We start from the raw sequence: 14,418 nt of genomic DNA, 5'->3' as shown, positions 1-14,418 counted from the left end.
GACTTTTTTGAAACCGAATCTATTGCTGTAGATATTTCAGGATTGACTTATCTATCTGGTGCAACGGATTGTATAAAAAACAATACACAAGTACGCATCAATACAAGCATCACTGCGGAAGGTACAGGAGCAGCGGTAAATTTATGGCGCATCAATGGTGGTGCTTGGAAATGGTCACCTGATTTTGGACCCTTCGGTCGGGATAGTATTTGGGTAGAAGTACAGGCTACCGACAATACTCGAACTTGTATAATTGGTAAAAAAATACTGGTTGATGAGAAAACTCCTCTTGACATTGTTAGCCTCACCCCAAGTCAACACGATGATTGTACCTTAAACAATGCTAAAATTGCCACCCAAATTAGCGGTGGACAAGGTTCAATCCAATACAAACTGAATACAGGCGGATTTACTAGCAGTTCCTTGTTTTCAAATTTATCCTCGGCACGGCACTTGATTACGGTTAAAGATGCAGCGAACTGCCAGGATACCATGTCTATCCGCATTGCTGAACCGCCACTTTTACAAATCACCAGTACAAGTAAAGCCAACGAGAGTGACTGCCCAGCAGGCAATGCACAAATCACGGTAAATACTAGTGGAGTTAGGGGAACCTTGACCTTGAAGGTCAACAACGGTAGCCCGCTCTTCAGCAATGTGATTACCAATTTAAGCACAGGAACGTATGCCATAGTTGCGCAGGATGCAGCAGGCTGCACCGCTAATACAAGTGTAAGCATCAGCGAACTTGCTCAGCTGAGTCTCAGTTTGAGTAAACTGAAAGAGGAGGATTGTATTCCTGGTAATGCCAACATTGTAGCCAGTACCACCGGAGCTCGTGGAGCATTGAGCTTTCGTTTGGACAATGGTACGGCTCAGACCTTGGGAACATTTTTAAATGTACCAAATGGTCCTCATACCGTTGTTGCACAAGATGCGGCTGGCTGCAGCGCCAGCGCAAACCTTACCATTGCAGAAGCCAGCCAATTGCAATTGCCAACTCCGGTAGTGCAAGCGGTCAACTGCTCTGGTGCATCCAACGGCAGCATCAGTTTGAGTCCTACTGGAGGCTCTGCTCCTTACCAATACACCTGGAGCAATGGAAGGTCGACCGCCGTCAATCAAAACCTGCGCGCTGGTACTTATGCGGTAACGGTAACAGATGCAAAAGGCTGCAAGGTTACAAGAAGCATAAGTGTAAACGAACCAACAAATATCGGGGTAGATTTGTCGATTATCGCACATTCAACTTGTCATGGTGGCTCAGATGGTGTGCTGCAATCCAATGTAGGAGGTGGTTCTCCACCTTATGCCTATACCTGGGATAACGGTGGAACTAGCTCCACTATCAGCAATTTGCCAGCCAATGGTTATTCACTTACTGTGACAGATTCGCATGGGTGTACTGGTACGGCTTCGACAAGTATCTCTCAACCCGCCTCGGTTACGGTATCTTCCACCGTATCCAACCACCTGGATTGCATCCAAAACAACGTGATCATCACGGCCAATGCCAGCGGAGGCCGGGGCAATTACAGCTACCGCCTGGATGGTGGCGCACTACAAGCTTCGGGGGTGTTCAGCGGCAAAACAACAGGGGCGTATAGCCTGATTGCCCAGGATGGGGCCGGATGTAACTCGCTTCCAAGTTTGATCAACATCAACGAGGCTTTGCCTTTGAGCTTGAGCTATAGCCTCCAAAATGACCAGGATTGTATTGCAGGCAATGTCAATGTCATCCCCATTCCGAGTAATGCACAGGGAGCAGTGAGCTACGTGATTGCTCCGCAAGGAACATGGGATTTTAGCACCGATTTGCAGCAGAAGGGGAATGGGACGTACACCTTAACCGCTTTGGATGGCCGCAATTGTACCGCCAGTTCTACGGTTATCATCAACGAGAAACTACCTCCTCTGCCCATTACCCTTCCAAATGTACAAGTTTGCTCGGGAACAACGGCAACCCTTAACTTAATCGGCGCCGCAACCAATGGAATGAGCTTCAGTTGGGAGGTGCCCAATGGGGCAACGAACCCAGGTAGTGTCCGTTCTTTCAACACAACTGTGCCAGGTACTTATCGTGTGACCATGACCGACGTCAACACTGGATGTAGCCAAACGGCAACTGGAAACGTAGTCCACAAACCCTTGCCCTTGGTGCAGTTGGCACTCAGCGATACCCTTACCTGTACCCAGTCAGCAATAATCCTGGAGCCGCCTTCCACCGTTTCGACATCCACCTACAACTGGAAAACAGTGTCCGGAGCGGTTCTCGCTACCACTGCTCAACTTAGGGTAGACAGCGCCGGAACCTATATCCTCAAGGTGGTAGATGCGGCCAATTGCACAGCAACGGATACGATCACCGTCCTTTCCTACATCCCTTCGGTCCTTCAGATCGATACCTTCCCCAGCACCCGTTGCGACAGCGCCAATGCCCAAATCCGCATTCAAGCATCGCATCCAGGCAACTGGCGCTATCGGATCGACAGCACCGCGGCATGGAGCAACAGTCCAGTATTTACTGGCCTGAGGGCAGGAAAATATACCCTCTCAATTGCCTCTCCAGATACGGCCTGCATCGTGGATACCACCATCACCATCGGCAGCCGAGAAACCTGCATCGACCTCTGCGCGGGCGACTCCCTCCTGATCGGCACACCCGGCCTCAATCCCTGGTGCATGAAATGGTTGCCCGATGCTGGGCTGAGCAACCCCGATAGTTCGTACACCTGGGTTAAGCCACAGTCAAGTACCATTTACCGTTTGATCATCACCAACGATGATGGCAACATTATTGATAGCCTAATTTACAATGTGACCTTGTGCCCGCAGTTGAGCATTAGTCTGGCAACGCTGAATTTGTGCGCGCAGGATAGTGCATTACTAACCGCAAGTGGAGGAACAGGGCCTTATGTCTGGAAAAATGAAAATGGAAATATTGTAGCCAGTGGAGCTACTTTCAAACCAAGTCTTCCAGGAACATACATTGTTGAACAGGAAGGATCAACGGCACTACCCGCTACTATTCAAGTAAGCAAAAACACAGGAAATAATACCTTGAGCATTGATGCTGCTTCATTTGCTTTATGCGAAGATTCTTTACTGCTCTCTGCCAGAGGAAACTATCGAAATTTGGTTTGGAAAGACGATCAAGGTGTTGTTGTATCAAACCAGACTGACTTGTGGGTTCGCCAAGCAGGAACTTATACACTTCAAGGTGAAATTGGGATGGGTTGCGTTGAGCAAAAGAGTGCCTCCATTGTTGCGGCTCCATTTCTTATTTCTTTGGAACAAGCTTCAGATACGATAGACATTGACAAATACAAGTCAGTTGCCAACTTCTACCACAATCTCTCCGGCACAGGCCGTCAAACTCTCGGACTCCTTACTCCTGAAGGCAAAACAACCATTGTAGAATTGGACAAAGGTTGCTACGACTGTGGTACTGTGACCATTGAAGTACGCGATACATTACTATCTGACTCAAGCCTCTGCCAAAAAAACGTAAAACGAACCTGGATAGCCAGGAATGAATGTGGAAGGAAGGCCATGGCCACTCAGACTCTGGTGGTAAAAGATCAAAAACCTCCTCGGTTTATCGATTTTCCACAAGATTCAATTGTGGTGGCTTGCGGAAACCCATTGCCTGACGAACAGCCTCGGGCATCAGACAATAGCGGTCGTAGGGTTCAAGTCACGTTACAAAATGTACAAAAAATAGCTCGTGGATTTTGTGATACCGTTTTAGTGCGTTTTTGGAGAGCTATTGACTCTTGTGGAAACGACAGCATTCGCAAGCAGATCATTTTGATCAGGGGTAGCCGAGAAGGCTTGTTGGGAGTTGGCAATCCACATCCTTGCGGAACGCCATACCAACAACCACAATTGAACCAAACATTGCGGCAAAATTTGCAAGCGGAAGATGTCATTTGGATGTATGGTTTTCCAGTAAAAATATGGAATGTAACAGGTGGTGCAGGTACGTTTAGCGGAAATGGTCTATTGACTTTACCCTTCCAACAACAAGCGGTCAAAGTCTCATTCTCCAGTATACAAGTCAATGTAGACGGTAAGGTAATTGCTGGAACCATGCAAGCTGTTCGCGCTCCAAATCAGGTTGAATTCCGCTGCCCAGACCCTAAGGAAGCCGATTTTTGCCCAACTTTTTCGACGCAAAAAGACAGTATCGCTGAGCAAAAACGCCGCGAAGCCCAGAAATTCAAAGATTGTGTTTGGCAAGGTGACCCACCAGTAGCGGGATTATATATTGACCGTACATATGATCCTAATGGTTTTGATTGCAATGGCAATTATAAAGATGGCGGCACTACCAATGAAATGGGCTGTACACAAAAAGACATGAATGACCCCAAAAACAGCAAGTGTTATGGAAAAGTCGAACCTTATGCCTGGCTAACGACCAAAGATACCCTCGGGCCGATGACAGATTCTGGCGCAAAGCTTTCAGAACAAATAAAAGACAGCATAGGCACGATGGTTACGGAGGTCTTGGGAGATTTGATTATTGAACTGGAAGAATTGTACACTCAACAAAAAGTGCATTGTGCCGGAATTCGTACGGAAACAAGAAATGCTTTTCAAGCCTTAAGCCTTGCGGACTCTACCTACGTATTTGGTAGCCAGGGGCAATATGTCAAAGAAGGAATGTGGAGGCAATTTTCAAGCGCACCCAAAGTACTCAGCTTGAGTGCAAGCCGTCAGGCTGGAATGGAAGCTTTGGAAAAAAAGCACGTTGAACTTTATCCTTGCGACAAAAAACAGGAAGAACTTCAAACAATCAGCGAAGAGGCACAACGACTGCAATCTGCCCAGGAAAAAGGAGAACTCATTAAATGGCTAAATGATTTAATTCGCAGACTCCCAGCTGATTCAGTTCAAGCATTTCAGAATAAAGAACGTTTCAACGCCTGGATCAAAAGACAAATTGCCTCCCGTGCATCTCAAAATGCCCAAGCAGCTTTGGTTGGAATTGGTAATATCAACACTACGCCCAGCGTAGGTTTTTACCAGGTAGAGGCTCCTGCCAGGGGCAGTGTTCCTGAGCTGAGTTCTAGATTAAGCAATGCAAATTATGTATCATCTCAGGTTTACGACAGCAACTTGGCAATCAAATCCCAAACTCGTCAAGCTACCATAAACCGTTTGCTGGACAATGGAACTGAATTTATTGAGGGAACCCATCGTGCATTTTATTTGCAAGATATTGTCCGTCAAAAATCAACCCAGTTCTTCCCTCCCGACGGCAATGCCAAAGATACTGGTGCCGTACTACTTCCTTTGTCGATTTCCAAAGAAGTAGGAGGAAAATCCTATTCCATCATCCTGGACAATATTTCATTCGATGCAACCCGCGGAGGAGTGCTAAACGCCTATTTGATCCTTCCTGCACCTGGAGGCAGAGATTCCGTAGTCTTTCAGGCTTTGAATGTACCTTTTACGCCAGGTGGAGCAGATTACAACAATGCCAAGCTTACCTTGAAATGTGATGCACCTTTGCGCTTGACCGACATCGCTCAATTGAAACTCTTGGCCAACAACCAGACTTACATTGAATGGGATTGCAATGGGTTTTCAAAACTCAACCTGGCTGCTGAAATTGAATTTTGCCGCAATGTTTTAGTGCCATACGACAGCGAAACCCTTAAACCAGCTCCGGATTCGATCAGACTCAAGGCTACCCTGGCCACTTACATTACAGCCTGGGATGATTTCACCATGGGAGTCAGTTTTTCTCACCCCTTTGGCTTAAGTGAGGATGGAGGTTTTCTATTCAGGGTAAGCGATGCCTACATTGACATGAGCGACACCAAAACACCAAGTGATCTGAAATTCCCGGAAAATTACCCCTTTGCCAATGCAGGAAACCGAGACTTATGGAAGGGTTTCTACATGAAACAATTCTCAATTTACCTGCCTCAAGAACTGGACAAATCGCGGGCACCCAGAGGGGTTTCTTTGACGGATATGGTCATCGACGATCAGGGTGTTAGTGTGGTTGCTTCTATTCCTGGGCCAGTTGTACCTTTGCAGGATGGAAATCTTGATGGCTGGGCATTCTCTATTGACTCTGTTTTGGTGAAGGTGCTCAAAAACAAGTTTTCTGGAGGAGGATTTGGAGGCTTGGTCAACATTCCCATTCTTAGCAAAGCCTCGGGAGGGGACATTACTCCAGATGATTGTGTGCGCTATACCGCAATGATCGAAGAAGGTGGGCGCTACACGTTTAGTGTACAACCGGCTACCGGAAAAAAAATCGGGATGTGGTTTGCCGATGTCAATTTGGAAAAAAGCTCCAAGATTCAGGTCACTTACGCCGATCGGCGCTTTTATGCCAAAGCAGTGCTGAATGGGGTGATTAAAGTAAATACAGATAGCATTGGCCTCAAAATCAAAATACCCGAACTCCGTTTTCAAGATTTGACGGTTTCAAATACGGCACCTTATTTTGATCCGGGAGTATGGGATCGCCCAACTACATCTCTAGGGGTAAAAGCCAATTTTGATGGATTTGGTTTAGGCGTTGACAGTGTGCAAGCGGAAGGTGGAGCTAGTCCTGGATTGGGTTTCCGGGTTCGACTGAGCATTGGCCCGGAAAATGGAGGTTTCAACATTGTAGGTGGATTCAAAATGAAAGGCCGCCTCGATGTTAGTACTGGCCGACAACGCTGGCTGCCAGATGGAATTGAAGTCAAACGATTCAGTGTAGATGGCCAAATAAAAGGTTTCCTCGCCGTAAATGGCTTTGTGGAACATTTTAAAAACAAAGGCGCATTTGGCAACGGATTCTGGGGCGGATTGGATGCACAATTACTGATAGAAGCGGTGAAAGGCGCAGGCATCAAAGCGGTTGCCTTATTCGGTACCACACCTGATGAAACCAAATATTTCATGGTAGATGCGATGGGGCTACTACCCAAAACTACACCAGGCATCATCAAGGGCTTTGGCGGCGGCGTTTGGAACCACATGCAAGCGCAGGATTCCTCACTTATTCTCACTTCTATTGGTGCCAATATCAATAGTTTCTCGATTGGCCAGTCCCTTACGGGAATCAAATATCAGCCATCTTCGAGCGCAGGTTTGGGTTTAAAAGCTTCATTGCTGCTGGGTACAGCTGATGGCAAAGCATTCAATGCGCTAGTGGCACTCTCCGCACAATTCAACGACGGTGGTGGATTAAACGACTTATCCATGACCGGGCTGGGAACGATGCTGAAGGAGTCAAACATCGAAGGGCGAGTGGATACCAACGACGCATCGATCCGAGTAGGCGTAAACCTCAAGTACAGTTTTTCACAGAAAGCTTTTGATGGGTTATTGCAAGTGAATGCCGCTATTCCTGGAGCGCTTACGGCGAGCGGGGAAGCCAAAATTCACTTCAGTGATAAAAAATGGTTCATTCACATTGGCACACCTCAAAAGCCCATTCGAGCCAATTTTCAGATTCCACTGGTGGGAGACATTGGTGCAGCGCGAATGTATCTGGATCTTGGATCAGAGTTGCCACCACCAGCGAGCTTGCCGTCTTATTTTACCGAAATGGGGATTTCCTCTTCCATTTTAGCAGGTAATGCCAGTCAAGGCGGCGGTGGCGGAGTCATGTTTGGAGTAGGTTTAGATTTCAAAGCCAATTTTGACAAACTGAAACCCCTATACGCCAACATGAACATCAACCTGGGTGCCGATTTGGCATTGATTGACTATGGCAACGCGACTTGCTCCACTACGGGCAAACCGATCGGTTTCAATGGTTGGTATGCCAGTGGTCAGGTTTATGCGTACCTGCGTGCTTCGGTTGGACTTCAATTTAAAAACAAGCAGTTTCCCATTGCCGAATTGGCTGTTGGCGCAGCACTACAAGGTAAAATGCCCAATCCAACCTTTGCACGAGGCGCAGTAGGAGGCAGTTACCGCATTCTCGGCGGTTTGGTCAAAGGGAAATTTAACCTGCAATTTACCTTGGGGCAAGATTGTGGCGAATTGCAAGATGCAGGCGGTACCGAACAATCACTGGAACAAAATTACCAGATTATTGCCGCTTTGCGTCCCGAAGAAGGCGCTGCAAATGTTGCCACTACGGCCATTCCAGCTGCTGATTTCCAGTTTCCGATGAACAGTACCCTTGAAAGCTATGATGACAATGGCAATCCAATTGCTTATTTGGTAGAATTGGATGGTAGCCCAGTGCTGATGGAAAGTGTAACCCAGTCGGTGGTGCCTGCCCGTGCCACACTCAGCACTGATGGACGCACCTTGAAGTTCCAGCCATTTGATGCCCTGGCTGATAGCACCCGATTTACCTTCATTGTACGGGTGAAATATTCCAAAAATGGCACAGTGATAGGTCGTCAGGAAAAACAGGTCACTTTCACTACCGGAGCAGCTGCTACGACCATCACTCCAGCCAATATTGTTGCAAGTTACCCCATCAGTGGCATGCAGCACTTCTACCCAGGTGAATACGCCAGTGAGGAAGAGTTTATTGAATTGAGCCAAGGACAGGCTGATCTTTTCAAAGGCAGCAATGCCCCCAAGGCCATCTTATTGAGCGCTGCTGGGGCTCAACTGTGGCAAGGCGATGTGCAGTACAATTTGTCCAGCAAGCGCATTTCGTTCAACTTCCCCAACGAAATCCTGCGCCCTGGGCAGTGTTATACCCTTGAAATTCGCCGCCTGGCGCAAGCAGGCACGCGTGCCAATGACAACAATGGCGGCACCAGCCTGCCGCCAGGATTGTTGACCACCCTCAATTTCTGCACCAGCAATTACCAAACCTTTCAGGAAAAAGCAACGGCTTTTGCACAGGGAGCTACGCGAACCTTGAATGGCTATCAGGTTGTGCTCAGCAGCGCAACCGAAGCGTTTGATGAGCTGGAAACAGGCGGTGGTTATGGTGGCAGTAGCTTTGTGAAAATTGAAACCAACTTGTACAACAATGCCTGGTACCAAGCGCAGAAAAACCTGCTGTACAAGGAATATCGTTCAAAATTTGCTGATGGTGTATTCCAGTTTATTCCGCTTGCCCGCAACGGTACTTCGCCCGACCAGGCCGTAAGTTGGACCAATGGAGGCAAAGCCCTTAAATTTGACGTCCTGCTCGAACTGACTGCCGATTTTCAGGATTTCCGCAATCAAGTGCAGGATTATGAGGCAGCCCTGCTGTCCAAATGTACGGTGGGAACAAGCACAACTTATGCATCATCCAGTTCCAGCTCATGCAGCAATTGTTGCGTGTTGCCAGAATTCTTGCCAAGCTTGAAAGCCATCGGTACACCGCTGCCCCGGATGGTACTTATCCTTTGCGCTTATCATACAGCGTGCCAGGCAAAGGAGCGGGGAGCAGTGCAAGCCTGAACGTGTACTATGGCACCATCAACCCGAATGTGCAAAAGCAGGAAAGTAAATAACCCTCTAAAAGCAACTCCAATGTCAAAAATAAAAATGACCTTGATCATAGCTTTTTGTTTATATCAGCAGATAGCGAAAGCAGTTGAAGGACAGCTACAACTGCTTACCCACCATTTTGAACACCCACAACTTAAAGTTTGGGAGAATGAAAATGCCCCATTGCTGGGTGGTCTACAAAAAGGCATCGACTTGATGCAGTTGAACGACGGAGATGAACTCCGCTTGGTACAGTCTGCCGATAGCCTTAGCCAAGCACATGGTTTTTTGAGCTTTGATTATCGAATATATGGCATTGCGGCCAGTTATACCGCTGATAATGCGCAAAGCCTACTTCCCAAAATCCTGGCTGAATTGCAAACCAAATTCAATGTCGGCTCAAGTATACCATTTGTACTGATGATTTCTTGGTTTGAGCATGAAGCAAACCAAGCGGATATGTTGCTGTATGTGCAATGGAATGGGTTTGCTAGACTCTCTGCATATGAACCCCTTAAGAGAGGACAAATTGAAGATTTGACCAATGATGCATTTGGTTCTACTTTTGCAAACAATACCAATTATTTTCAAAAAGCACTTGCAGCTGCCCTGGCCAAGTTTAATCTGTTGTTGAACCCGGTAGCTGTTGGTTATTTTATCGTAGATGGCAAAAAGTATGGGCCAAATGATACCTTGTTTACTTGTCAATGTGCAGTGGTGTTGAAGGTAAATGCCTACCGAAATGACAGTCTTCCGTTTACTAAAAATGGGAAACAAAAATGGAGCAATGCCAAATATCTCTCCGGCAATGTTGCGGAAATTGATCGCATGAAGGCCTCTGCAATTTCAGGAACAGTTATTCAAGCCGATTTAACGGATAGTGTCGGCTTACAGCACAGTGCAACGCTTAGGGTATATGTGGTGGATGTGGATTTTGAAGATGCAAAGGGTAAATATGGGTTTGATGAAAATGAAATTCCCCAATACATCTCTTACTCTAAAGATCCAAATGGCGATTTTATCAGATGGAAAAATATTCCCAAAACCTTTTCGGACAATATTTTGGTAAAAATTAAACCCAATTCAGTAGCTCATAAAGTTTATTTCTCTACAGGTAGTGGAACAGTCACTCCTCAGAAAGCTACTTCTGGATCACAAATTGTGACAATTAGTGTAGGAGCAGTGCGGGCAGATGTATTAAAAACTCATGTTGGTGGGTTACAAGGTTGTGATCATGGAAAAATGACGATCTGGTGTCCAGATACAACAACAATCAACATTAAGTATGTCGTATTGGATGAGGAAGATGATGATGTTCAATTAATTAGTTTTAATCAAGGACTTCCCAATACTCAAGGAATATTGCCCGGAGGCAATAATCAAATTGATTCTCAATTGAAACCTGACGATCAAATCGTTGGTATGGTGATCAATACAGGCGCAGATGGCCTTTTGAATACCACTGTGCACAAAAATGATATCATTGCACCAAAAATCAAAAAAACAGGGAACGGTGAGATGAATCAACTGGCAATTGGATTAGGCGTAAATAATTTTTTAGATACTGATCCTACACAAATTCATGGTGATGATTCAATATTAAAAGTGAATGGGATAGTAACTGGTATAGAAAATGGTGTGGATGGAAAGACAGAGACTAACGCAGATTCTACAAGGGCAAAAATTAATGCAAGTGGTTTTACTAATAATTTAAACACATATACCAACTATACTTCAAATGTTTATGAAAAAGTTGGGATAAAATTCATTTCGGACTTGAACTTTGATCATATAGCGGTTAACTATGATTTAGATTATGATGGGCTACTTAATAAAGCAGGCAATAATGAGTATCAAGCACTCATAGATAATTACAATAAAAAAAGGCCGAATAACCCGATTAAAACCAAAAGTAAAACTGTAATAGTAATTTTTATCAAAGGCTATACAAATGAAGTTGATGTTTCAGGAAACAAAACGGATGGAATATCCTTATCAGGATCAAACTCATCCACTCTTCCTTTGAGCATGCAATGCGGAGGAAGATCAATTGCTCATGAAATTGGACATGCCATCTTCAACTTAGAAGATCAAGATGACCTAATCCCTGCAATTCCTGCCGGTGCAGATTCCTTTAATCTGATGGCATATGATCTAAAATGCAATGGGACAGTATTGCGAGCGTTTCAGTGGATAAAAATACAGGACGCAGTTGTCAGGCTCAGGTGAAAATCATTTTTGAAACCAAAACAAACAATTTATAATGAAATTGATACTTGTATTCTTTTTGTTCTTTTTTTTTGCTGAGGGTATTGTTGCACAGAAAAAAAACATTAAAGAAATCATCAGTAACAGGATGAAAAGCCGAGATTACTGGTTTCCAGATAGCCTGTTAAGTAACCCTGAATTTCAACGAAGAGTCATTCCTGAGTTGGAAATAGTGTCCAAAAATATCTTGACTTACCCCCATGATAAACGCGATAAGTATTATTCTGCATTAGTTGATTTATACTACTACGATAGTAAGCCTAAGAGCCATCAAAAAATTGTAGAGTTACTTATGTTGGGTGCCCTAGATAAATCTGAATGGTTGCGGCTGCACAATATGCATGATTTGGTTCGGCTTGCACATAAAGAAGATTTTAATGCGATGCGTTTAAATATGCTTAAAGCGTTGATCCTTCACCCTACTTTACACACTACGCCACTTTTTCCTTTGGTAGGAAAATTAGACTGGTCAGATGGAGATGAAATTATGCGTAACTTCTTCTCTCAAGGTCCTGAAATGCTTCCCGAAGATGAAAATCGCCCGGGAGGATATCTAGCCTCCCCCAAATGGCGTGCAGCAATTGCTTTAGCAAAAAAAGGAGATCATCAAGCCATGAACTACCTAATAATCAAAGCAAAAAAAGAAGAAAATAGAGATGTTCTTTATGACATTTTTAGTGATTTCGCATTCATCCGTACAAGAGAAAGCACTGATTTCTTGATTGATTTTCTTTTTAGTGATTATGGAAAACAACAAGTGGGTCATGCACTTCATCATACTGATTTTTCAGCATCTAGTATGGAATTAGCAAAATTGATTAAGGGCTTTGATGAAATTTTATCAGCTGGAGCCTATGATGAAAAAATTATTAGATCATGGATGCAAGAACGAAAGAGAACATATGAGATGTTGCCTGAAAAATAAGATAAATCGATTAAAGGTTAAACTAATGCATTGTTTTCGCTCCTGCTATTTCTTTCCTCTACTCCTATTGCTCCTGAGCAGTAATACGGGACTCATGGGCCAGGCGCTGCTCCAGCGCAACTACTCGGGCTTACTCGACGGAGCACAACAAACCCTGCACAGCGAAGCAAGTCGCCTGACTGACTTAGTCAATTCCTACTTCCGTACCACTGGTTTTCAGGTGCTAGACGTAGGCCTCTACGACCTTTCAATCAATATGCAGGGCGAACAATCTTTCGATGCCGCCTTTCAAACCGCCGATGCCGAAGTACAAGGGCAAGCCATTCCGGCTGCCCGCCAACCCATTTTGCGCAGCAAACTGAACCTGAATGCTTACCTGCTCATGGTGTGGCAAGTGGCTGCCGACGGGCGCTCGCTCAACCTGCGTTGGAAACTGCGCCTGCCAGATAATGGCATCCTGCCCCCCACTGAATTATTGGAACTGGAAGGTATTCTGACGAGCATGGGTAGCCAAGTGGCCGAGCAACAGCTATCTAACCTAGGCCTGGGTAAATGGGCTGAGGCGGCGGGCGCGGGCGTGAAAAAAATTGTGGATTTGTTGGAACGGAAGATGAGAGGAGAGGAGGTGCTGGCGGGGGAGGTGTATTTGAGCAGAATTACTTTCAAAAATTTCCATCCTGTGGAATTCAACAATAAACCAGAATGGAAATACCAGTCGGATTCGTTATCTAGTAGTTCACCATTATGTTATGTTGGAGGAACCAACATGCAAATGTTCCCTGAGATCAAATGCCCTCAGAATAAGGTAATAAGTAATACAATTAGGGTCAAGATTAAATATGACGGGATAGAGAGTCTTCCCTTTGAAGCTGTATACAATGCTAACTCAGGGCTAATTACTGCATCTGCAGCCGATGGTGTTTGGTTTAGTTTGGAGCATAAAATAAGTCTCCGAAATTTATTAAATATAGATTGGTTTCTAAAAATAGGTGAAACCTCAGACTGGTTTTTTACTGGTACGTCCAAACATCAAATTTTTGTAATACTCAATAAACCACCCACCAACATCCAGGCAAGAATTGAACACCTTTATTTCACATGTTCACAAGCTGATGGAGTCAGTAGTGAAAAAGAAATGGTTGATATAATCTGGAATGCTTTTAAAGAACGGTCTCTCCATCTACAAATGTTTCGACCAGATCAAGAGGCAATTCCCTTTACCTATTATCTTACTCCAAATAAAGGCTGCTCAAGAGGCATCATTGACAGTTTACCAACACTTGTAAACGGAAAAAAAATTATAGATGGTGAGTGTGGTGCATTTGCAGATCTATTGAGCAGGTTGTTGCTTGTACAAGGGATTAAGCATTACATGATTGTTGTTGCCCCAAAAAATGATAAAGGTTTTTTAATACAAAACTGGGCTTTTTCAAAACAGACCACAATAGGGAATTACCCATACTTAAATATTTTTGAATCGGCAGATGCAGACCCTCGTTCAGAAGGGAATAGTTATAAAAAATGGAAAGCAGGGAGTCCTTTAGCTTTTTATGATTTACCAGGCATTAAAGGTCAAAATGTTGAAAACCCTTATTCGGATTTTGAGGATCATTATTTCATAAAAGTGGGAACAGAGTACTTTGATCCTTCTTATGGAACTCGTCACACGAAAATAGAAGACTGGGTAGCCGCATCCATTGCTGGATTTACAGACGAGATACGACTACGTGCAAATACGACGAATTTATATGATTTCAAAGCTCGAAGGAGCAACTCTCCAATAATGGATTTGGACATAACTGAAAGCATAAGAGAAT

The 14,418-nt window shown here is 44.8% G+C and carries 4 protein-coding genes; all 4 read left to right on the top strand.

Going from position 1 to position 14,418, the window contains the following annotated elements; genetic code table 11:
* The first annotated feature begins 42 nt into the window (after window positions 1–42).
* Window positions 43–9,378, top strand: coding sequence for a hypothetical protein (locus ABW391_RS25515; RefSeq protein ID WP_353484735.1), 9,336 nt, complete (start codon window positions 43–45; stop codon window positions 9,376–9,378).
* A gap of 72 nt (window positions 9,379–9,450) precedes the next feature.
* Window positions 9,451–11,637 (top strand): hypothetical protein, encoded by a 2,187-nt coding sequence (locus ABW391_RS25510; protein ID WP_353484734.1) that lies wholly within the window; start codon window positions 9,451–9,453, stop codon window positions 11,635–11,637.
* 34 nt (window positions 11,638–11,671) lie between these two features.
* Window positions 11,672–12,601 (top strand): hypothetical protein, encoded by a 930-nt coding sequence (locus tag ABW391_RS25505; RefSeq protein WP_353484733.1) that lies wholly within the window; start codon window positions 11,672–11,674, stop codon window positions 12,599–12,601.
* A gap of 94 nt (window positions 12,602–12,695) precedes the next feature.
* Window positions 12,696–14,418: hypothetical protein (locus ABW391_RS25500; protein WP_353484732.1), on the top strand; the 1,723-nt coding region annotated here is incomplete at its 3' end.

It is taken from the genome of Haliscomenobacter sp. (assembly GCF_040403615.1).
In the GTDB taxonomy this organism is placed as follows: Bacteria; Bacteroidota; Bacteroidia; order Chitinophagales; family Saprospiraceae; genus Haliscomenobacter.
Note: the sequence above shows the minus strand (reverse complement) of the source record. Positions and strands in the feature narration are given on the sequence as shown.